We start from the raw sequence: 20,522 nt of genomic DNA on the forward strand, positions 1-20,522 counted from the left end.
TTTCTCTTTCTATATTTTATCAATCACGCTTGCATGCCCTCCCTCGTTATTTGCGTTATAATAGTGACAGACGAGGTGAAAAGTATGAACCAATCAGAAATGTGTCCTAGATTTGAAAAAGCAGTCGACATCTTAAGTAAACGCTGGGTCGCTTTAATCGTATTTCAGCTCTTGAACGGGTCTCAGCGATTTAGCGAAATTGAAGCAGCACTTCCAAATCTAAGCGGCAGAGTTCTGTCAGAACGGCTGAAAGAACTTGAGCTTGAAGGAGTAGTGAAGCGGGATGTCATCCCTGAAACTCCGGTTCGCATCGAATATTCATTGACTGATAAAGGAAAGGCACTAGCACCCATATTAGGTGAAATTTCTAAATGGGCGACTGAATGGATTGACCCTTCCTTTCTTGACTAATTGCTAAAACGGTTCTGATCTCAAAGACGAGAAAAGAGCCGTTTTTTATTTTTTCCCAGGTGAAAAAACGATTTCTCAGCCGATATATAGTACATCCACACATTACATTTTTAAAGGAGACCACTATATGCGACTGACGATTTCCCGCAAATTCAGCCTGGTATTTTTGACACTGATCCTGATCAATTTACTTGTAGGCGGAATAGGCGTTCTTAATATGCAGCATATCATTCAAAAAACAGATGAAATCAACACAAAATGGATTGACGGCATCAAAGGAATCACTTCAATTAATTATGTAACCGAGCACCTGTCTTCTAAAGAAAAGGACTTTCTGATTTATACAGACAAAAGCAAAATGGATATACTTGATCAAGAAATGAATCAAATCATGGAAGACATTAACCAAAAGCTCGATAACTACGAAAAAACGATCTCCACTGATAAAGAGCAGAAACTGTTCGAGCAGCTTCAAACTGAAGTGAACACCTATATGGATATTCATGCGCAAATTATCGAAAGCGGCCGCACAAATGACATGGACAAAGCAAGAGGTTTATTGGTTCAGACTGAGGCCAGCTTTGAGGATATGAAAAAAACAATCACTCAGCTTGTTGACTTAAATCAAGAAGGCAGCAACACAGCGGTAAAAGAAACGAAGGCCGTCTATCATAAAGGGCTCATTTACACTACTTTGCTTGTGGCAGCTTCGACCCTCATCAGCATTTTCATCTGGCTTTATATCACGCGAAACATTGTAAAGCCTATCATTCGCATGAAGGAATCTGCCAATCATATTGCCGAAGGCGATCTGTCGAACGATATGGAGCCGCTCAACTCAAAAGACGAGCTGGGTGATCTGAATGAAGCGCTGCAAAAAATGGTAGGGAATCTGAGAGATATTGTCGGATATTCTAAAGACATATCAAGCCGGGTTCTTTCTTCTTCGCAGGTGCTTGCAACCGCAACGAATGAAACAAGATCCGGCAGCAAACATATTACTGAAACGATGAACGAAATGGCTGAGGGCTCTGAACAGCAGGCCCAAGACGCGGTGACGATTGCCGAATCGATGAATGAGTTCACTGAAAACATTGATAAAGCCTATAATCACGGCATCACCATCAGCGATACGTCTCAAAACGTTCTCGAACTCGCAGTAAGCGGAAACGAAAATATGGCTACGTCATTACAGCAAATGAAAACCATCCATCATATTGTTGAAGAAGCCGTGCATAAAGTGAGATCACTGGAACAGCATTCTCAGGATATCAACAAGCTCGTTCAAGTCATCAACGGAATTGCCGAGCAAACGAATTTGCTGTCCCTTAACGCCGCGATTGAAGCTGCCCGCGCAGGAGAAAGCGGCAAAGGCTTCGCCGTTGTGGCAGAGGAGGTCAGAAAGCTGGCTGACGGCGTTTCTGATTCTGTGCAGGACATTACCCGGATTGTAAACGGGACACAGCAGGAAATCCACTCCGTTATTAAGTACTTGGAAAGCAGCTTTACAGAAGTCGAAAAAGGAACGGAAAACCTGACAGACACCGGACAGGCTATGCAGCATATCAAACAATCCGTCACCCATGTTGCAGACAGCATTAAGGAAGTAACGGATGGCCTGAAGCAGTTAACAAACCAATCGATTACCATCAATCAATCGATTGAAAATATCGCTTCTGTATCCGAAGAGTCTGCCGCCGGCATTGAAGAAACATTTTCAATTACCGAGCAATCCGCCCATTCGATGGATCAAGTGCTTCAAAATGCTGAGGAGTTGGAGCAGCTGGCTAAGGAGCTTAATGCAAAGATGGATCAGTTTACAATTTAATATAGAAAAAAGAGGCTGGAGTCCAGCCTCTTTTTCTATTCTATGCAGCTGATTGAACGTGTTTCGCCCCGGTTCTTTTTTTCTTCACCGGACTTAATGCCCGCTCCAGCCAGGCCATGAGCAAATCCGCCCCTACCGCCATCACCGCAGTTGGTATCGCTCCGGCTAGAATAATCGCAGTTCCGTTTGTTGCGTTTGAGCCGCGGACGATCATATCCCCGAGGCCTCCGGCACCGACAAATGTGCCGATCGCTGTAATTCCGATGGCAATGACGAGAGCCGTGCGAAGGCCCGCCATAATGACAGAAAGTGCGAGCGGGAGCTCAACCATTCTGAGCACTTGGAATTTCGTCATGCCCATTGCTTTACCCGATTCTAAGTAGGCATGTTCAATACTGATAATGCCTGTGTACGTGTTTCGAATAATCGGCAGCAGGGAATACAGAAATAATGATAGAATCACGGTATTTGCGCCGAGCCCCATAACAAGCATTAAGACGGCCAGCATAGCGAGCGCCGGGATTGTTTGAATAACGTTTGTTACGGCAAACACCCAGGCTGACAAACGGCGAAAATGCGCGATGAGGATTCCGGCCGGAACCCCGACGACAGCGGCAAACAATACGCCGTAAGCCGACATGAGAAAGTGGCGGCCGAATTCATCCATGACGTAACTGCCATTCTGCGCGTAATACGTCATTAACTGTTCAAGCACGTTCATTGACCTCTTCCCCCTTTCACGATTCGAAGTAGTGATGTTTTTCTAAATATTCCTTGGCAACGACAGACGGTTCTTTGAGATTGCCGTCGACTTCATAGTTAAGCTCCTGCATCGTGGCTGTGTCGATTTTTCCGAGCATTTTCTTGATGATGCCTTCAAGCTCAGGATGTTCTTTGAGCACCTTTTCCGGAACAACCGGAGAACAGTCGTACGGCGGGAAAAATTGTTTATCATCCTTTAGCATTTTGAGACCATAGGACTTGATTCTTCCATCGGTTGAATACGCAAGCACAATGTCCATTTTTCCGCTTTTCACCGCGTCGTACACAAGGCCGATCTGCATCGGATACGTGCCGCCGAATGTCATGCCGTAGGTTTTCGTAAAATCCTGATAGCCGTTTCCTTTGAGCTTCATCCAATAGTTATCAACGCCCAGCTTTAATTGCGGCGCCCATTTTTTAACGTCTGATACGGTCTCTAAATGGTATTGGTCGGCCAGCTCCTTACTGACTGTAAAGGCATATGTATTATCAAACCCGTAGGAGTCATACCACTTTAAATCATATCTTTTTTTAAACTCCCGCTGAGTAAGCGCCAGCGCTTTGTCCGGATCTTTTTCAGGTTCCATTCTCAGCGTGCCTGTCAGCGCGTCTCCCGTATATCTTGTGGCCGCAATGTCGATTTCATCATTCATTAAAGCCTGCTGCTGCACCGCGTTGGAGCCAAGATTTTTAATCGTTGTTGTTTTGAGATCAGTATGGTGTTCGATCAACTGGCCAAGCATGCTGGCGATGATTTCTGATTCGCTCATGCTTTGCGCGCCGATTTTAATGGTCTGGTCTGCAGCAGCGCTGAGACCAGGAAGCGAACAGTCGCTCAGCGTCAGCGTTGCCACAAGTGCTAAACCTATCATTAATTTGAGATATTTTCTTTTCATGAGCCGCCTCCTTATGACAATTCCTTCAATCTCTGCATGCCGGCAGGTGTCAGTTTTCGTTCAGCAACTGCCAGCACATAATCAATCACAATTGCCAATATCGTGACAGGTACCGCGCCCCCGATGATATATTCCGGCTGATATAAATTCAGCCCGATAAAAATGTAATCACCCAATCCGCCGCCTCCGATAAAGGAAGCAAGCGTGGCCCAGCCGATTAAGTAAATCGTCGATGTTCTGATTCCCGCCATGATCACTGGCGCGGCAAGCGGCAGCTCCACCAAGCGGACTTGTTCAGTCGGCGTCATTCCTATGCCTTTACCAGATTCGAGCAGATTTTTGTTGACGCCGCGAATGCCGGTATACGTGTTGCGAAGAATCGGCAATACGGAATAGAAAAACAAAGCCACAATGGCCGGAACCTTCCCTACACCAAGGAGCGGGATAAAAAAAGCGAGGATGGCCAGACTCGGCAGCGTCTGAATAATATTGACAATGCCGATAATGGTGCCGGCTCCTTTTTTCATTCTGGTAAGTACAACTCCGAGGGGGACGGCAACCAGCACGCCTAAGATCACAGCAATGAGCGATATCGTAATATGCTCGTATGTTTTATAAAGAAGCTCGCCCCCATTGGTTTGCAAAAATTGAACAATATGATGCATGACTTATCGCCCCTCCCTATGACAATGCTGCGAGCTGCTTTTCTTCTCCCCAGAGGGAGTCATACACGATGTCGACCAGACTTGCCCTCGTCACAATTCCGATCAGGCGTCGGTCTTCATCCACAACGGGAACATATTTGACACCCCGTTTTAAAATTTTGCGGACCGTGTCGCGCAGCAGTGTGCCGCCCAGTACTGTATATATATCTTCATGTAAAACTTCACTGACGAGATTGGCCTTTTTCCGGCATTGATCAATGATTTCAACATCGACATAGCCTTGCAGAACGCGCTCGTCATCGACGACCAGCAATGAATCGACCCGTTCCTGCCTCATCAGCTGAATGGCCTCAGAAAGCGTTTTATCCGCGGTGATCGTTACAGGCTGTGTGTTCATAATCTGGTCAACCCGTTCAACATCCGGGCTGGATGACTGAATCAGCCGCTCCTTGCCGATAAATTCCTCAACAAATTCGTCTGCCGGATTTCTTAAAATGTCATCGGGCGTTCCAACTTGAACGATTTCTCCCGCTTTTAAAATCACAATCCGGTCTGCCAGCTTAATCGCTTCATCCATATCATGGGTAACAAATACGATGGTTTTATGTAAGGTTTTTTGCAGTTTTTTAAATTCTTCCTGGAGGGAATCCCTCGTAATCGGGTCGAGTGCCCCAAACGGTTCATCCATTAAGATAAGCGGCGGCTCCGCGGCAAGTGCCCGTAATACACCAATTCGCTGCTGCTGCCCCCCGCTTAATTCATGAGGGTAACGGTCTAAATATTCAGGCCCCATATCGACCAATTTTAAAAGCTCACGCGCCCGCTCTTTCCGCTGTTGCTCCTGCCATTTCAGCAGTTTTGGGACGAGTGAGATATTCTGCTGAATGGTCATATGGGGAAACAGGCCGATCTGCTGAATCACATAGCCAATTTTGCGCCTGAGCTCTACAGGATCCTGGTCCATGATGTTTTCGCCGTCAATGAAAATCTTCCCGGCGGAAGGCTCAATTAATCGGTTAATCATTTTCATTGTTGTCGTTTTTCCGCAGCCGCTCGGCCCGATAAAGCAGATAAATTCGCCTTTTGCAATCTTAAGATTTACGTTGTTCACGGCTTTTTTGCCGCCCTTGTATGTTTTTGAGACATTTTCTAATGTCAGCAAACATCGCACCTCCAAAGTTAAGTTTATTCAATTTGTTCAGTTTAAATTTAATTTTTCAGACAATTGAATGCTTCCCATTATAGAATAAAGTTTATAAAATAAAAAGTTTACAATTTGTTCATATTATTTATAAAGTATGTGTAAACGCTGATTTACCCGCATTGACGTGTGTTGATCTCCTTATTGCTCCAATTTCCTGCCAAATTCTCTTTTGACAGCATTTTCGCCGTATCAAAAATGTGGTATATTGACATCGGAATTGTTAGCTGAAAGGATGAAACCGTTGGAGAAAGATCCGTTAACGATCATTGAACAAGCCGAGGACCATTTTATAGAAAGAATCGCGGAAAACATGCATGCATTCGGAATGCCCTCTACCGTCGGACGAGTGCTGGGCATTATTTATATGAATCGAAAACCGATGACGCTTACGGAATTATCTGAGGCCACCGGCATGAGTAAAACACGCATGAGCCAGGTAGTGCGGGAAATGCTTGATGCCAACATTGCCGAGAAGGTATTCGAAAAAGGCGTGCGAAAAGATTTATATGAGGTTGAGCAGGACTACTATCAAACATTTATCACGCTGTTTTCAGCCACCTGGAGCAAAGTCGTCAGCAAAAACAAAATGATGCATAAAAAACTCAATCGGGAACTGCTTAGCGTGTTGGATGAAGAGCTTACTCCTGAAGCGGAAGAAAAAGTGAATGAACTGCTGAAAGAATTAAAGGAATGGCTTGATTATTATAATTGGCTCAGCCGTTTGATTGAGTTTTTTGAGAGCGAAGAAATTTTTAAATATGTGCCGAAGCCGTAAAAAACGCCCTGTCATTACAAGGCGTTTTTTCTTATGCGGCACCTGCCAAGTTTTTCTTCTTTCTCTTTTTAATCGGGCTTAATGCTCGTTCAAGCCAGCCCATGACCAAATCGGCAATCACCGCCATCAAAGCTGTGGGGATCGCTCCCGCTAATATAATCGCGGTTCCGTTTGTGGCGTTTGATCCCCTGACGATGATGTCCCCGAGACCGCCTGCACCGACAAATGTCCCGATGGCCGTAATGCCGATGGCAATGACAAGCGCGGTGCGCAGGCCGGCCATTATGACCGAAAGCGCAAGCGGAAGCTCGACCATCCTCAGCACTTGAAATTTTGTCATCCCCATTGCTTTTCCGGATTCAAGATAGGCGTGCTCAATACTGATAATCCCTGTATACGTATTTCTGATAATCGGCAGAAGAGAATACAGAAATAATGACAATATCACCGTATTAGCGCCCAGCCCCATGACAAGCATCAGCACGGCAAGCATGGCGAGAGCCGGGATCGTCTGAATGACGTTCGTGACCGCAAAAACCCATCCGCTTAATCTTCTGTATCTGGCTATCAGGATGCCGAGCGGAATTCCAACAATGGCGGCAAATAAAACGCCGTATACCGACATCAGAAAATGGCGGTAAAATTCCTGCATCACGTAACCGCCGTTTTGCGAATAGTATGTGCCAAGCTGCTGTAGTACTTCCATATGATCCACCTCTTTTCTTAGTCAAAATAATGATGTTTCTCTAAAAATTCCTTTGCTACGACAGACGGCTCCTTCAGCTTGCCATCCACCTCATAATTAAGTTCCTGCATCGTTTCCGTGTCGATTTGCCCAATCAGCTTATTGATCACACCCTCAAGTTCCGGATGCGCCTTAAGCACCTTTTCCGGAATCACCGGTGAACAGTCATACGGCGGGAAGAAACGCTTATCATCTTTTAAGATTTTCAGATCATATGCTTTAATCCGTCCATCCGTTGAATAAGCCAAAACCGCATCCATTTTCCCGTTTTTGACTGCGTCATAGACAAGCCCGATCTGCATTGGATAAGTTGTGCCGAACTCAAAGCCATATGTGCTGACAAAGCCTTTATACCCGTCGCCTTTTCGTTTCAGCCAAGCATTGTCGACGCCTAATTTATATTGGGAGGCATTTTTCTTCAGGTCAGACACGGTGTTAATATGCTCCTTTTCCGCAAACTTTTTTGTTACGGTGAAGGCATATGTGTTATCAAAGCCGTAGGAATCAAACCATTTATAAGAAAAGCGCTTTTGAAACTCGTTCTGCACAATGTTCAGCGCTTTTTTCGGATCTTTCTCCGCTTCCTTGCCGAGGGTGCTTGTTAAATCTGTTCCGGAATAGCGCGTGGCTGAAATATCAATGTCACCGCCCAGCATCGCTTGGTGCTGAACATAGTTTGAGCCGAGGTTTTTCACTAAAGCAGTATTCAAATCTGTATCATGTTCAATAAGCTGCGCGATCATATTCGCTACAATTTCTGATTCTGTCATGCTCTGCGCCCCGATTTTGATCGTATCGTCAGAAGCGCCGCCGAGACCCGGCAGAGAGCAGCCGCCTAGCAGCATGACAAAGACGAGAGCAAACGCGCCAAGCCATTTGATTTTTGTCATTTTCAACAGTGCCAACTCCTTACGAAACTTCCTTCATCCCTTGCAAGCCTTTCGGCGTCACCTTTCGTTCTGTCACAGCCAGCACATAATCAATAATAATTGCCAGAATTGTGACAGGCACGGCACCGCCAATGATATATTCAGGCTGGTATAGGTTCAGTCCGATAAAAATATAGTCCCCGAGGCCGCCTCCCCCGATAAACGACGCAAGTGTCGCCCAGCCAATTAGGTAGATCGTTGATGTGCGGATCCCCGCCATGATGATGGGAATCGCCAGCGGAATTTCAACGAGCCGAATCTGCTCCCAGCCGGTCATGCCAATCCCTTTCCCCGATTCCAGGAGGTTTTTATTTACACCTTTGATGCCGGTATACGTATTGCGCAGGATCGGCAGTACCGAATAGAAAAATAAAGCGACAATCGCAGGCACTTTTCCTACGCCGAGAAGCGGAATAAAAAAGGCTAAAATCGCCAGACTCGGCAGGGTTTGCACAATGTTTACGAAACCGATAACCGCACCTGCGCCTTTTTTCATTCTGGTAAGAGCAACGCCGAGCGGCACTGCAACGATAATGCCCAATACAACGGCTATGAGTGAAATATATAAATGCTCTCCTGTTTTATACAGCAGCTCTCCGCCGTTTGTTTGCAAAAAAGTCATCATTTGATTCATCTTAAAAGAGCTCCTCCCCTGGTCAGATCGTCATGAGCTGGTTTTCCTCGTCGCCCCAAATGGAATCGTATACGATATCAACGAGGCTCGCTCTTGTTACAATCCCTGCTAAATGGTTCTGTTCATCGACGACCGGAACATACTTGATCCCCTGCTTCAAAATTTTTCGGACTGTATCGCGAAGAAGCGCCCCTTTTTGAACGGTATATATATCTGAACGGTATACGTCGCCAACGATGCTCGCTTTTTTGCGGTTTTGATCAATCATTTCCACATCAACATAGCCCTTCAGCACGTTTTGCCGGTCCACAACGAGCAGCGAGTCAACACGTTTTTCTCTCATCAGCTGAATCGCCTGAGAAAGCGTTTTGTCCGCAGATACCGTCACCGGCGTTCTGTTCATCATTTGCTCTACCCGCTCGATATCCGGTCTTGACTGAATCAGGCGCTCTTTCCCGATAAATTCTTCAACAAACTCATTTGCCGGGTTTCGAAGAATCTCATCAGGTGTGCCGACTTGAACGATTTCTCCCGCTTTTAATATCACAATCCTGTCAGCAAGCTTAATCGCTTCATCCATATCGTGGGTTACAAACACAATCGTTTTGTTTAAGGTTCTCTGCAGTTTTTTGAATTCTTCCTGAAGGGAATCACGCGTAATCGGATCAAGCGCTCCGAACGGTTCATCCATTAAAATGAGAGGGGGTTCCGCTGCCAGGGCGCGCAGCACGCCGATTCTCTGCTGCTGTCCGCCGCTGAGCTCATGCGGATAACGGTCTAAATACTCTGGGCCCATATCCACAAGCTTTAACAGCTCGCGCGCCCGTTCTTTCCGTTTTTCCTCAGGCCATTTCAGCAGCTTTGGTACGAGTGAGATGTTCTGCTGGATGGTCATATGGGGGAACAAACCAATCTGCTGAATCACATAGCCGATTTTTCTTCTCAGCTCAACCGGGTCCTGTTCCATAATATTTTCTCCGTCGATAAAGATCCTTCCAGACGATGGTTCTATCAGCCTGTTGATCATCTTCATCGTCGTCGTTTTTCCACAGCCGCTCGGGCCGATAAAACAGATAAATTCACCTTTGGCAATATCTAAATCAATGCTGTTCACAGCTTTTTTGCCGCCTTTATATACTTTTGACACTTGTTCCAATTTCAGCAATCCGTGCACCTCCGCAGGTTTCCTTTAAATTTTCTGAAAAGTATAATCCTTATTATAGTTTGAACTTTGTAAAATAAAAAGTTTACAATGTGTTGAAATTATATGTTATTTATAGATTATTTATTGTTATGACCGAGACGGAAAGGGTGTTCTTACAATTACGCCGGATACCTCCCACTTCCTCTGCATTCAGCTATTTTCAACACTAGGAAGAAATATGATATATTGACACCATCAATTGCCATTTGAAGGGATGATCAGCTGTGAAAAAAACCGCTCTCGACATCATTGAACATGCTGAAGAGCATCTCATTGAGAAGATTGCCGAAAATATGCATACGTTTGGAATGCCTTCAACTGTCGGACGTGTGCTCGGAATTATTTATATGAATCGAAAACCAATGACCTTAAGCGAGCTCTCTGAGGCAACGGGCATGAGCAAAACACGGATGAGCCAGGTTGTCCGGGAAATGATCGATGCCAATATCGCCGAAAAGGTGTTTGAAAAAGGCGTACGAAAAGACCTTTATGACGTCGAGCAGGATTATTATCAAACCTTCATTTCTTTATTCGCGGCGAATTGGACAAAGGTCGTGAGCAAAAACAAAGTGCTGTATAAAAAATTAAACCGGGAGCTGAGTGATCTTTTACAAAGGGACGGGCTTACCCCGGAAGCGGAAGAGAAAGTCAATCAGCTGCTGAATGAATTAAAAGAATGGCTTCATTACTATGATTGGCTGAGCAGGTTGATTGAATTTTTTGAGAGTGAGGAAGTCTTTCGGTATGTGCCAAAAACAAAAGAAAGCAGCTCTCTAAAATAAGGGAGCTGCTTTTTGCATCATGAGGTTAAGATCGGAAACATGCCTTTCAGCCCCGCACCAATCATCCCGACCGCAACCACGGCTAAGATTAATCCCATCAGTCTGGTAATCACATTCATCTCGGTTTTTCCGAGTTTGCTGCTGATAAAAGCAGAATAGTGGAAAAAGAGAAAGGTCAGGGCAATAACGGCGGCTATGCTGATCGTGACAGCCGCATAATGACCAATGCCGCTATGACCGGCGGAAAGGCTCATTACTGTTGCAATCGTTCCGGGCCCAGCAATGATCGGAATGGATAAAGGTGTGACTGATATATCCGCTTTTTCCTTGCTTTCCTTATGTTCATCATGGTGAAGAGATTGCACGTGTGATTCTTTCGCATTCAATAGATTATAGGCAATGCCGAAAATGAATATGCCGCCCGCCACTCGGAGCGCGTGAATGTTGATATCAAACAGTTTAAAGATAAGATGGCCGAAAACCAAAAAAGCCGCGAGAATAAAAAAGGATAAAATAGCTGCCTTCCGGGCAATCGCTTTTCTTTCCGCTGCAGTATAGCCTTCTGTCAGCGTCAGAAATATCGGTACGTTTCCGATCGGATTCGATACTGCGAATAAAGAAATGAAGACGTGAACGATGAATGAGAACATCATATACCTCCTTGTTGATAGTCTCTGCACAGGAAATAGAATGATTCTCCACCCTTTTACCCGGAGGCGATTTCCCGGTAAACCTTTATAGCCTGTCAGAAACGCGCCATGCTACAATGAAGTGACAAATTGAATAGGAAGGACGTATACAGATGTTCAAAAAAATTGCGGCAGATGCCTTGGGCTTATCTGATATCGGAAAAATTATCGAACCTCAGGACTATGACAAAACAGACGCAGATGATTATGTCATGCATGAAGATAATGAGAAAATTTATTTCTTGATTAAAACAAAAGCAGACGAGTATTGCTTTACGAACCTGGCCCTGATCCATGTAGACGGCGAACGCGCCACTTCCTCGAAACGAACGTTGAAACGCTATCCTTATTCGCAATATAAAATCTCTGACGTTTTTCTTGAAACTGCCGGAAAAGTGGATTTGGATGTTGAAATAAAGTTTAAGCTAGGCGGAGAACAATTCGACATTGATGTCCACAAAGACCAGATTGAAAAGTTAAAAGACCTTTATAAAGCACTGCTTCGCATCGCTGAAACAACCTATGAAAATGACATTTTAATCAATCAAGCGGAGCAAAGCTTAGATAAAGCAGTGACGATTCTTCACCATACCCGCCCTGAGCACGTCAATATTGAAACGCAATATAAAGAACTGACCGAATTCGGATTCACTTGGCTGACATCCGTTCGCTCGCAGTATCATATTAAGGATTTTGGAGATGTATTTGAGAAATATATTAATAACTAGCATAAAAAAAAGACACAGCTGCTATCGGGCACGTGTCTTTTTTTGTATGAATATTGATTACTTTACAACTTTTTTCTTTTATAATAAAACTATTAGTCTATTTTCCCTATATTACAGATAAAGGAGTTATTTTATGTATTGTCCTCAATGCGGCCATCAAACAGATGGCGGAAATTTTTGTGAGAAATGCGGATCACCGCTCCCCGGTCAATCAGGCTACCAGCATGCAGCTCAAACTGGAGCCGCTGCAAAGCAAGCAGCAAAACAGTTCGGTTCATTTGTCTTATCCGTCCTGAAACGCCCTTTTCAGGAATGTAAAACAACAGGCGGAGAACAGCTGATCAGCGCAATCATTACGATGGTTCTTTTCAGTTTGCTGACCCCTTTGATGTTTTATATTCTTTTTTCAGACGGTCCCGGAAGCGTAAGCTTTACAGCAATCTTCTTAGAGCCAACCATTTATTTTATTTTATTTCTATTTGGCCTGCATGCATGCATCTTTTTCGCCCTGAAAATCGCGGGAAACCAAGTATCTTTCAAGGATTCATTCTCAAGATTCGGAGCGTTTCTCATACCGTTTACGGCTATTTTGATTCTTGCCCTTTTCTTCTTTTTATTACATACAGACATTTGCTTTACCATATTAGCCGTTGGTTTAATCGGTGCATTCTTCGCCATTCCTCCTGCGATGCTGAGCAGTTACCAGCATTCATATAAAGGGAAAATTGATGTCATTTACTTAACGATTGTGATTTATCTGATCATCTGCGTTACATTTCAGCTTATTATCGAACACTATGTCAAAGAAATTTTCCGTTATATGCTCTTTTAAAAACAACCCCATCACCTGCTGGTGATGGGGTTGTTTTATTGAATAGACGTTAAGTAAATTCTTCCGTTCTTCACTACGCCGGTGTAGGTCCAGTTATATGTTCTGAGCTTTGGACTGCCGCCTGATTTTGTGATATAGAATTCTTCATACGTCTTAATCGTGATAGCCGACCCATTTTGGCTCCAGCTTTTCACTTCATAGTTATTAAAGTCTTCTGTTGTCCCCTCTTTATTTAATTTCGACACGAGATGCTGCTGGTCGGAATAAAGGGAACTGCCTTTTTCAAGGCTGTCTTCCATCAGTGAGAAATTATTTTGATTCACGGCATCTGCCTGACTTTGCAGATAACTGCCCATAAATAATGTCACTTGTTCATCTGTAACATCGCCGCTTGCAGAGCTTTCACTGCCTTTGTTTTTCGAGCCAGCCCAGGCGGAAGTGTATGTCTCTGGTTTATCATTTTTGATTTTCTTTATATTTGTGCCTGCAGATTGGAATGTTGATTCTGCATCTTCGAAAATCCACTTTTTCTGTTTTTTATCATATGAAAGAAGATATTCATAACTCGGACTTTCGTCAGTCATTTCAGATTTTGTATAGTCGTTATACGAAGAAGACTGGTGAAGTTCTTTTCCTGTTACCGATACCTGCCACGTTCCGTCGTTTTTCTGAGAGAGGGCAAATGTGTCCAGGTCAAAATCAGTTTCCAAGTATCTATCTTTTAAGTATGAATCCGCGCTTTTCATAGAATCGACGGTGTCCTTCGTCTCCGCCTTCCAATTGGCACTTGCCTCTGTCATCTGGGCTGTATTCCCATCAGATAGAGCTTTGGAGTATTGTTTTGTTGTTTTGACAATTGTGTTCATAATCTGTTCCTGTGTATCTTGATCAGGAATTAACGTTAACTCCATTTCTTTATCATCGATCGGAACGCCGGCAGTTTTTGTTTTTCCCCACGGAAATTCTGCCTCGACTGAAGCTGTCATTGATCCATCTGTCAGCAGCGGACCATATGTTACGGATTTGAACGGATCTTTATGAATTGATTTACCGTTAATCAGCAAATCTCCCTTCCCGCTCTTGATGTCATCCGCTAAGCTGAATGTCACATCGTCTGCTTCCAATGAGAGATCAACACGAAAGCTGCTATCGCCAATCGCCTGAATGTCTTCCTTTTTCACAAGGTCAACGACATCGTTTTTCAGTTTGGCTGAGACTGTATATTCGCCGGGAATGTACGGACCGAGGGTTTGTGCTTGATCTGCTTTCTTTACAGATCCGGCTTCCTCTTTATTGACATATAGATCGGTATTTTTATAATTGCTGCTCACTTCAAAATAAACAGGTGCTACCTTTAAGTCATAATGGTCAAATACCAGCAGGCTTTTCCCGTCTTTTTCCGCATATACGATATCCTTCTGGGCTGTTTCATCACGCAGCGATGCAAAAAGTTCATCTTTTTTGTCTGGATGATCCTTCAAATATGTAAGAAACGGTTTTACATTATTTTTAGTGAGTTTAAGATTGTCATTTACCGGTGTAAGGAGAGTCGCGATTTGGTCCTGATCCCCATCATTTACGGCCTGTTCAAACTTGTCTACTAACCTATCCTTTGAAGTAAAATACGCTCCGGTTTTATATGCGGCGAATAATATAACGCACGCCGCGGCAATGCTGCTCCATAAAATGATGGTTTTCTTAGGGATCGGTTTTCGCGGAGCCTGCCTCGTTTCTGCAGTGCTAGCTGTTTCTTGATTTGCCTGTTTGCTGCCCCCTCCGATCGGGGTGCCGCATTGTTTACAAAACTTGGATCCTTCATTATTTTTTTGACCGCATTCCTTACAAAACATGTGGCTTTCCTCCTGTTTGTTACCCGCTATATTTTGTGCTTATTTCCTATGTTACATATTTTATAATAGAATGGTAAGAAATTGGAGAAAATCATGAAAATATCTCTATAAACTATGAAAAGGTGGAATGATAATGCAACACCTCACCATTCAAAAAGCAACAAACTTTGATCAACCGCTGTATGAGCTTCTGCTGCTCGCCGATCCGTCAAAAGAAATTGTTGATGACTACTTGGTCAGAGGAGAATGCTACACAGGTTATATATCAGGCGAATTAGCTGGTGTATACGTGATCATCACAACTAGGCCACAAACGGTAGAAATCGTTAACATCGCAGTAAAACAAACAATGCAAAAACAGGGCATTGGCAAGCTTCTTATCCTCGACGCCATTGAAAAAGCGAAACACATGGGAGCAAAGGTGATTGAAATAGGTACTGGAAATTCAAGCATCCATCAATTGTCTCTATATCAAAAATGCGGATTTCGCCTTCAAGCGATCGACCATGATTTTTTTATCAGACACTACGACGAGGAGATTTTTGAAAACGGCATTCAATGCCGTGATATGGTGAGGCTTTATTTGGATCTCTGAAAGCATAAAAAAACCCGCCGAGATTTATCTCGGCGGTTTTTTTATTACTTGTTTAAGTTGTAGAAAGAGTTGATACCGTGGTATTGAGCAGTTTCAGCCAACTGATCTTCGATGCGAAGAAGCTGGTTGTATTTCGCAACACGGTCCGTACGAGACGGAGCACCTGTTTTGATTTGTCCTGCGTTTGTTGCCACAGCGATGTCAGCGATTGTGCTGTCTTCAGTTTCACCAGAACGGTGAGAGATAACAGCTGTGTAGCCTGCGCGTTTCGCCATTTCGATCGCATCGAATGTTTCAGTCAATGTACCGATTTGGTTTACTTTGATCAGGATAGAGTTGCCTACGCCGTTTTTAATACCTTCAGAAAGTTTTTTCGTGTTTGTAACGAAGAGGTCGTCACCAACAAGCTGAACTTTTTTGCCAAGACGCTCAGTAAGAAGCTTGTGGCCTTCCCAGTCGTTTTCGTCAAGTCCGTCTTCGATAGAGATGATTGGGTATTTAGAAACAAGCTCTTCATACCAGTCAACCATTTCAGCAGATGTTTTCACAACGCCTTCGCCAGACAGATGGTATTTGCCGTCTTCTTTGTTGTAGAACTCAGAAGATGCAGCATCCATAGCAAGTTTAACTTCTTCGCCAGGTTTGAAACCGGCTTTTTCGATTGCTTCAACGATTGTTTGAAGCGCTTCTTCGTTAGAACCAAGGTTTGGAGCGAATCCGCCTTCGTCACCTACAGCAGTGTTTAAGCCTTTTGCGCTTAATACTGATTTCAGGCTGTGGAAGATTTGAGCGCCCATGCGAAGTGCTTCACGGAAGTTAGGAGCACCTACAGGCATGATCATGAATTCTTGAATATCCACGTTGTTATCAGCATGCTCTCCGCCGTTTACGATGTTCATCATCGGTACAGGAAGCGTTTTTGAGTTGAATCCTCCAAGGTATTGGTAAAGAGGAATCTGTAAGAAATCAGCAGCAGCCCGCGCACAAGCCATAGATACGCCAAGGATTGCGTTCGCACCAAGTTTGCCTTTGTTTTCAGTACCGTCAAGCTCGATTAAAAGCTGATCGATTGCGTTTTGTTCAGTTACATCAAAGCCAAGAAGCTCTGGAGCAATGATTTCGTTTACGTTGTTAACAGCTGTTAACACGCCTTTTCCAAGGTAACGGTCTTTGTCGCCGTCACGAAGCTCAACCGCTTCGTATTCACCTGTAGAAGCTCCGCTTGGCACTAATGCGCGGCCGAAAGCTCCTGTTTCTGTATATACTTCAACTTCAACTGTTGGGTTGCCGCGGGAGTCTAATACTTCGCGTGCATAAACATCAACAATGTATGGCATGAGTTTTGTCTCTCCTTTTGATTTTCAAATTATTTTTGAATTAAAGATGTTCCTGTCATTTCTTTCGGTTTTTCAACACCAAGAAGGTCTAATAACGTTGGTGCAAGGTCGCCTAGGATTCCGCCTTCACGCAGCGTAATGCCTTCTTTCGTTACAATCACAGGGACTGGGTTTGTTGTATGCGCAGTGTGCGGTTCGCCTGATTCTGTAATCAGAATGTCAGCATTACCGTGATCAGCGGTAATGATGGCATGTCCGCCTTTAGCAAGAATCGCGTCAACGACTTCGCCCAAGCATTCGTCCACTGCTTCAATTGCTTTAATTGTTGGTTCAACCATTCCGGAGTGGCCGACCATATCAGGGTTTGCGAAGTTAAGAATGATCGCGTCATGCTTGTCAGCTTCAATTTCTTTGACAAGCGCGTCTTTCACTTCATACGCACTCATTTCAGGCTTCAAGTCATACGTTGCAACTTTAGGCGAGTTGATGAGAATACGCTCTTCACCCGGGAATTCAGCTTCACGGCCTCCGCTCATAAAGAACGTGACGTGCGGATACTTTTCAGTTTCTGCAATTCGAAGCTGTTTTAACCCGTGCTGAGATAATACTTCTCCGACTGTGTTATCAAGATTTATCGGTTTAAACGCTACATAGCCGTCAACTGTTTCACTGAAGTGAGTCAGGCAGACGAAATACAGGTTCTTTGGATAATTCTCGCCGCGGTCGAAGTCACGGAAGTCTTTGTTTGTGAACGTGTTGGAAATCTGGATGGCGCGGTCCGGTCTGAAATTATAGAAAATCACAGAATCGCCGTCTTGGATTTTCGCAACAGGCTCACCGTTTTCTTTTGTGATGACAGATGGAATCACGAATTCATCGTAGATACCATTTGCATATGAATCATCAACAACATCCAGGGCGCTGCGGTAAGATGGGCCTTCGCCGTACGCCATTGCGCGGTACGCTTTTTCTACACGGTCCCAGCGTTTGTCGCGGTCCATAGAGTAGTAACGTCCGGAAATGCTGGCGATTTCACCTACACCGATTTCCTTGATTTGATCGTTCAACTGGTTGATGTACGTTTTCGCTGTCTGCGGACCTACATCACGACCGTCAAGGAAGCCATGGATATAAACCTCTGTCAGCCCTTCTTTTTTCGCAAGCTTTAACAGTGCGAATAAATGATTGATATGGCTGTGCACGCCTCCGTCAGATAAAAGACCGAACAGGTGCAAGGCTTTGTTGTTTTCTTTCGCGTTGCTGATCGCGTCAAGGAATGTTTGATTGCGTTCGAACTCTCCTTCGCGAATGGCAACATTTACGCGTGTTAAGCTTTGGTACACAATACGTCCCGCACCGATATTTAAGTGACCTACTTCGGAGTTCCCCATTTGCCCTTCAGGAAGACCTACAGCCTCGCCTGAAGCAGTCAATGTTTGATGAGGATACTGGTTCCAATAGCGGTCAAAATTCGGTTTTTTCGCTAAAGCGACTGCGTTCCCTACTGTTTCGTTACGTAATCCGAACCCATCAAGAATGATGAGTGCAGCTGGTTTTTTACTCATATTGACCTTCCTCCAATAATTGAACGAATGACTGTGGCTCAAGGCTCGCGCCGCCGACCAAAGCACCGTCAATATCGGACTCTGCCATATATTCTTTAATGTTTGCAGGCTTTACGCTTCCGCCATATTGGATGCGAAGCTTGTCTGCAGCTTCTTGGCTGAAGCTTTCAGCGACGGTTTTACGGATATGCGCACACACGTCATTCGCATCTTTCGCTGTAGAAGATTTGCCTGTTCCGATTGCCCAGATTGGCTCATACGCAATAACAGAAGCAGCAACTTGTTCTTCAGAAAGACCAGCAAGGCCTTTTTTCACTTGGTCAGCAACAAGATCATTTGTTTTGCCGGCTTCACGCTCTTCAAGCGTTTCACCTACACAGATGATCGGCACAATGCCGTGTTTGAAAGCTGCGTGTGCTTTTTTGTTAACTGTTTCATCAGTTTCAGCGAACATTTCACGGCGCTCAGAGTGGCCGATGACGCAGTAGTCAACGCCAAGGTCTTTCAGAGCAACCGGGCTGATTTCGCCTGTGAACGCGCCGCTTTCTTCGAAGTGCATGTTTTGAGCGCCGACTTTTAGGTCAGTGCCTTTCACAGCAGAAGCAAGCTTTTCTAAGAAAAGCGCTGGCGCGCAAACAACAGCTTCAGCTTTGTCTGCTGCTGGAATGGAAGATTTCACTTCTTCAACGAAGCTGACAGCTTCGCCGAGTGTTTTGTTCATTTTCCAGTTACCGGCGATAATTGGTTTTCTCATCTGTTCCACTTCCTTATAGCAGTTTTGAGATTATTTATCGTTCAGTGCAGCTACCCCTGGAAGCTCTTTGCCTTCCATAAACTCAAGGGATGCGCCGCCGCCTGTTGAGATGTGGCTCATTTTGTCAGCAAGGCCGAATTTTTCAACCGCTGCCGCAGAGTCTCCTCCGCCGATGACAGAGTATGTATCTTTCGCCTCTGCCAATGCTTCCGCAACCGCTTTTGTTCCTTGAGCGAACAAGTCGATTTCGAATACGCCCATTGGTCCGTTCCACACGACAAGTTTGCTGTTTTTGATGACGTCAGCATACGTTTCGCGTGTTTTCGTACCAATGTCGATTGCTTCTAAATCACTAGGGATTTCAGAGATCGGCACAATTTTCACGTTTGCATCGTTAGAGAAATCATCTGCAACGAGTACATCTTCAGGCATGTAGAAGTTAACGCCTTTTTCTTTAGCGCGGTCCATAAATGATTTCGCAAGCTCGATTTTATCCTCTTCAAGAAGAGATTTCCCGACTTCATAGCCAAGCGCTTTTACGAAAGTATAAGCAAGACCTCCGCCGATGATCAGGTTGTCTACTTTATCAAGAAGACTTTCGATTACACCGATTTTGTCTTTTACTTTCGCTCCGCCGATGATCGCTGTGAACGGGCGGTCAGGATTGGAAACCGCTTTTCCAAGTACATCAAGCTCTTTTTCCATTAAGAAACCTGCAACTGCTGGCAGATGCTCGGCAATTCCAGCTGTAGATGCGTGAGCACGGTGGGCAGCACCGAATGCGTCATTTACATATACATCTGCAAGCTCAGCAAATGCTTTTGCAAGCTCAGGGTCATTTTTCTCTTCACCAGGATAGAAACGTACGTTTTCCAATACAAGAACGTCTCCGTCCTTCATCTCAGAAATTTGTGCTTTTACAGCATCGCCGTATGCTTCATCCGCTTTTTTCACTTCTTTGCCAAGCAGTTCGCCGAGACGTGCAGCGACAGGAGTTAAACGAAGCTCCTCAACCACTTCGCCTTTCGGGCGGCCTAAGTGGCTCGCAAGAAGGACTTTTGCGCCTTGGTCTGCAAGGTGTTTGATTGTTGGAAGCGCAGCACGGATACGTGTATCGTCTGTTACTTCCCCGTCTTTCATTGGAACGTTAAAGTCAACGCGGCAGAATACAACTTTGCCTTTTACGTCGATGTCTTTGAGAGTTTTTTTATTCATGCCTAGGAGATCCTCCTTCAAAATGGTTTGCATACAGCACGAAAAACGTGAAACCGTCTGTTCAAGCGATAACTCCGCTAGGGCAGATCGCAGTCTTTTTCGGCACAGGGCAGTTCGTCTAA

21 protein-coding genes are annotated in these 20,522 nt (G+C 44.6%); 7 read left to right on the plus strand and 14 right to left on the minus strand.

All coding sequences use genetic code 11. From position 1 onward, the window contains the following. Positions 1 to 84 precede the first annotated feature (84 nt). Together catR and bslm_RS16535 are read left to right on the plus strand one after the other, a co-directional pair. Positions 85 to 411 (plus strand): catDE operon transcriptional regulator CatR, encoded by a 327-nt coding sequence (gene catR / locus bslm_RS16530; RefSeq protein ID WP_003242888.1) that lies wholly within the window; start codon positions 85 to 87, stop codon positions 409 to 411. A gap of 127 nt (positions 412 to 538) precedes the next feature. Beyond that, positions 539 to 2,239 (plus strand): methyl-accepting chemotaxis protein, encoded by a 1,701-nt coding sequence (locus tag bslm_RS16535; RefSeq protein ID WP_046381339.1) that lies wholly within the window; start codon positions 539 to 541, stop codon positions 2,237 to 2,239. 40 nt (positions 2,240 to 2,279) lie between these two features. On the opposite strand, the gene opuBD is transcribed toward bslm_RS16535, so the two are convergent. The 4 genes from opuBD to opuBA are packed head-to-tail and all read right to left on the minus strand — an operon-like array spanning position 2,280 to position 5,724. Continuing rightward, positions 2,280 to 2,960 (minus strand): choline ABC transporter permease OpuBD, encoded by a 681-nt coding sequence (gene opuBD, locus bslm_RS16540; RefSeq protein WP_003228374.1) that lies wholly within the window; start codon positions 2,958 to 2,960, stop codon positions 2,280 to 2,282. A gap of 16 nt (positions 2,961 to 2,976) precedes the next feature. After that, the gene (opuBC, locus tag bslm_RS16545) at positions 2,977 to 3,897 is read right to left on the minus strand and encodes a choline ABC transporter substrate-binding lipoprotein OpuBC (RefSeq protein WP_046381340.1); all 921 of its coding nucleotides are present in this window, start codon (positions 3,895 to 3,897) and stop codon (positions 2,977 to 2,979) included. 11 nt (positions 3,898 to 3,908) lie between these two features. Next, complete coding sequence (opuBB, locus tag bslm_RS16550) at positions 3,909 to 4,562, minus strand: choline ABC transporter permease OpuBB (RefSeq protein WP_046381341.1); 654 nt, start codon at positions 4,560 to 4,562, stop codon at positions 3,909 to 3,911. Positions 4,563 to 4,578: 16 nt separating this feature from the next. Next, positions 4,579 to 5,724 (minus strand): choline ABC transporter ATP-binding protein OpuBA, encoded by a 1,146-nt coding sequence (opuBA, locus tag bslm_RS16555; protein ID WP_046381342.1) that lies wholly within the window; start codon positions 5,722 to 5,724, stop codon positions 4,579 to 4,581. Between the two features lie 283 nt (positions 5,725 to 6,007). On the opposite strand from opuBA, the gene bslm_RS16560 reads away from it, so the two are divergent. After that, positions 6,008 to 6,541 (plus strand): GbsR/MarR family transcriptional regulator, encoded by a 534-nt coding sequence (locus bslm_RS16560; RefSeq protein ID WP_014478002.1) that lies wholly within the window; start codon positions 6,008 to 6,010, stop codon positions 6,539 to 6,541. A gap of 31 nt (positions 6,542 to 6,572) precedes the next feature. Here the strand turns inward: bslm_RS16560 and opuCD are convergent, their stop codons facing one another. Genes opuCD through opuCA form a run of 4 tightly spaced genes read right to left on the minus strand, consistent with a single transcriptional unit; the run spans position 6,573 to position 10,014 of the window. Continuing rightward, positions 6,573 to 7,247, minus strand: a complete 675-nt coding sequence (gene opuCD / locus bslm_RS16565; RefSeq protein ID WP_015714713.1) for a glycine betaine/carnitine/choline/choline sulfate ABC transporter permease OpuCD — start codon at positions 7,245 to 7,247, stop codon at positions 6,573 to 6,575. 17 nt (positions 7,248 to 7,264) lie between these two features. Beyond that, on the minus strand, positions 7,265 to 8,176 hold the full coding sequence (opuCC, locus tag bslm_RS16570; RefSeq protein ID WP_015384655.1) for an osmoprotectant ABC transporter substrate-binding lipoprotein OpuCC: 912 nt from the start codon (positions 8,174 to 8,176) through the stop codon (positions 7,265 to 7,267). Positions 8,177 to 8,195: 19 nt separating this feature from the next. Then, positions 8,196 to 8,849 (minus strand): glycine betaine/carnitine/choline/choline sulfate ABC transporter permease OpuCB, encoded by a 654-nt coding sequence (gene opuCB, locus bslm_RS16575; protein ID WP_003228349.1) that lies wholly within the window; start codon positions 8,847 to 8,849, stop codon positions 8,196 to 8,198. Between the two features lie 22 nt (positions 8,850 to 8,871). Continuing rightward, positions 8,872 to 10,014 carry an osmoprotectant ABC transporter ATP-binding protein OpuCA gene (gene opuCA / locus bslm_RS16580; protein ID WP_003243370.1) on the minus strand — a complete coding sequence of 381 codons (1,143 nt, stop codon included), beginning with the start codon at positions 10,012 to 10,014 and terminating at the stop codon, positions 8,872 to 8,874. Positions 10,015 to 10,277: 263 nt separating this feature from the next. Here opuCA and opcR point away from each other — a divergent pair, with 263 nt between their 5' ends. Further along, complete coding sequence (gene opcR, locus bslm_RS16585; RefSeq protein ID WP_003228345.1) at positions 10,278 to 10,835, plus strand: opuC operon transcriptional regulator OpcR; 558 nt, start codon at positions 10,278 to 10,280, stop codon at positions 10,833 to 10,835. 17 nt (positions 10,836 to 10,852) lie between these two features. Here opcR and bslm_RS16590 read toward each other — a convergent pair whose 3' ends face one another. After that, positions 10,853 to 11,488: an NAAT family transporter gene (locus bslm_RS16590; RefSeq protein WP_080481002.1), complete on the minus strand. Its 636-nt coding sequence runs from the start codon at positions 11,486 to 11,488 to the stop codon at positions 10,853 to 10,855. 149 nt (positions 11,489 to 11,637) lie between these two features. Here bslm_RS16590 and bslm_RS16595 point away from each other — a divergent pair, with 149 nt between their 5' ends. Together bslm_RS16595 and bslm_RS16600 are read left to right on the plus strand one after the other, a co-directional pair. Next, positions 11,638 to 12,252 carry a PH domain-containing protein gene (locus bslm_RS16595; protein ID WP_003243118.1) on the plus strand — a complete coding sequence of 205 codons (615 nt, stop codon included), beginning with the start codon at positions 11,638 to 11,640 and terminating at the stop codon, positions 12,250 to 12,252. A gap of 133 nt (positions 12,253 to 12,385) precedes the next feature. Beyond that, positions 12,386 to 13,084 carry a zinc ribbon domain-containing protein gene (locus bslm_RS16600; protein ID WP_046381344.1) on the plus strand — a complete coding sequence of 233 codons (699 nt, stop codon included), beginning with the start codon at positions 12,386 to 12,388 and terminating at the stop codon, positions 13,082 to 13,084. Between the two features lie 35 nt (positions 13,085 to 13,119). Here the strand turns inward: bslm_RS16600 and bslm_RS16605 are convergent, their stop codons facing one another. Continuing rightward, on the minus strand, positions 13,120 to 14,934 hold the full coding sequence (locus bslm_RS16605) for a zinc ribbon domain-containing protein (RefSeq protein ID WP_046381345.1): 1,815 nt from the start codon (positions 14,932 to 14,934) through the stop codon (positions 13,120 to 13,122). 127 nt (positions 14,935 to 15,061) lie between these two features. On the opposite strand from bslm_RS16605, the gene bslm_RS16610 reads away from it, so the two are divergent. Continuing rightward, positions 15,062 to 15,529 carry a GNAT family N-acetyltransferase gene (locus tag bslm_RS16610; RefSeq protein ID WP_072592558.1) on the plus strand — a complete coding sequence of 156 codons (468 nt, stop codon included), beginning with the start codon at positions 15,062 to 15,064 and terminating at the stop codon, positions 15,527 to 15,529. A gap of 44 nt (positions 15,530 to 15,573) precedes the next feature. On the opposite strand, the gene eno is transcribed toward bslm_RS16610, so the two are convergent. Genes eno through bslm_RS16630 form a run of 4 tightly spaced genes read right to left on the minus strand, consistent with a single transcriptional unit; the run spans position 15,574 to position 20,400 of the window. Next, the gene (eno, locus tag bslm_RS16615) at positions 15,574 to 16,866 is read right to left on the minus strand and encodes a phosphopyruvate hydratase (protein ID WP_003228333.1); all 1,293 of its coding nucleotides are present in this window, start codon (positions 16,864 to 16,866) and stop codon (positions 15,574 to 15,576) included. A 29-nt stretch (positions 16,867 to 16,895) separates the two neighbouring features. After that, positions 16,896 to 18,431, minus strand: a complete 1,536-nt coding sequence (gpmI, locus tag bslm_RS16620; RefSeq protein ID WP_014480918.1) for a 2,3-bisphosphoglycerate-independent phosphoglycerate mutase — start codon at positions 18,429 to 18,431, stop codon at positions 16,896 to 16,898. Continuing rightward, positions 18,424 to 19,185, minus strand: a complete 762-nt coding sequence (tpiA, locus tag bslm_RS16625; protein WP_003243394.1) for a triose-phosphate isomerase — start codon at positions 19,183 to 19,185, stop codon at positions 18,424 to 18,426. The genes gpmI and tpiA overlap by 8 nt, the downstream gene beginning before the upstream one ends. 30 nt (positions 19,186 to 19,215) lie before the next feature. Beyond that, complete coding sequence (locus tag bslm_RS16630) at positions 19,216 to 20,400, minus strand: phosphoglycerate kinase (protein WP_003243051.1); 1,185 nt, start codon at positions 20,398 to 20,400, stop codon at positions 19,216 to 19,218. Positions 20,401 to 20,522: the final 122 nt, after the last annotated feature.

Source organism: Bacillus sp. LM 4-2 (genome assembly GCF_000978495.1).
In the GTDB taxonomy this organism is placed as follows: domain Bacteria; phylum Bacillota; class Bacilli; order Bacillales; family Bacillaceae; genus Bacillus; species Bacillus subtilis.

Bases quoted from the DNA above. Each gene is read 5' to 3' on its own strand.
- bslm_RS16630 (WP_003243051.1), bottom strand. From the start codon at position 20,400: ATGAATAAAAAAACTCTCAAAGACATCGACGTAAAAGGCAAAGTTGTA.
- bslm_RS16605 (WP_046381345.1), bottom strand. From the start codon at position 14,934: ATGTTTTGTAAGGAATGCGGTCAAAAAAATAATGAAGGATCCAAGTTT.
- tpiA (WP_003243394.1), bottom strand. From the start codon at position 19,185: ATGAGAAAACCAATTATCGCCGGTAACTGGAAAATGAACAAAACACTC.
- bslm_RS16590 (WP_080481002.1), bottom strand. From the start codon at position 11,488: ATGATGTTCTCATTCATCGTTCACGTCTTCATTTCTTTATTCGCAGTA.
- opuCB (WP_003228349.1), bottom strand. From the start codon at position 8,849: ATGAATCAAATGATGACTTTTTTGCAAACAAACGGCGGAGAGCTGCTG.
- bslm_RS16595 (WP_003243118.1), top strand. From the start codon at position 11,638: ATGTTCAAAAAAATTGCGGCAGATGCCTTGGGCTTATCTGATATCGGA.
- opuBB (WP_046381341.1), bottom strand. From the start codon at position 4,562: ATGCATCATATTGTTCAATTTTTGCAAACCAATGGGGGCGAGCTTCTT.
- bslm_RS16610 (WP_072592558.1), top strand. From the start codon at position 15,062: ATGATAATGCAACACCTCACCATTCAAAAAGCAACAAACTTTGATCAA.
- opuCD (WP_015714713.1), bottom strand. From the start codon at position 7,247: ATGGAAGTACTACAGCAGCTTGGCACATACTATTCGCAAAACGGCGGT.
- catR (WP_003242888.1), top strand. From the start codon at position 85: ATGAACCAATCAGAAATGTGTCCTAGATTTGAAAAAGCAGTCGACATC.
- bslm_RS16535 (WP_046381339.1), top strand. From the start codon at position 539: ATGCGACTGACGATTTCCCGCAAATTCAGCCTGGTATTTTTGACACTG.
- opuBD (WP_003228374.1), bottom strand. From the start codon at position 2,960: ATGAACGTGCTTGAACAGTTAATGACGTATTACGCGCAGAATGGCAGT.
- opuBC (WP_046381340.1), bottom strand. From the start codon at position 3,897: ATGAAAAGAAAATATCTCAAATTAATGATAGGTTTAGCACTTGTGGCA.
- bslm_RS16600 (WP_046381344.1), top strand. From the start codon at position 12,386: ATGTATTGTCCTCAATGCGGCCATCAAACAGATGGCGGAAATTTTTGT.
- gpmI (WP_014480918.1), bottom strand. From the start codon at position 18,431: ATGAGTAAAAAACCAGCTGCACTCATCATTCTTGATGGGTTCGGATTA.
- eno (WP_003228333.1), bottom strand. From the start codon at position 16,866: ATGCCATACATTGTTGATGTTTATGCACGCGAAGTATTAGACTCCCGC.
- opuCC (WP_015384655.1), bottom strand. From the start codon at position 8,176: ATGACAAAAATCAAATGGCTTGGCGCGTTTGCTCTCGTCTTTGTCATG.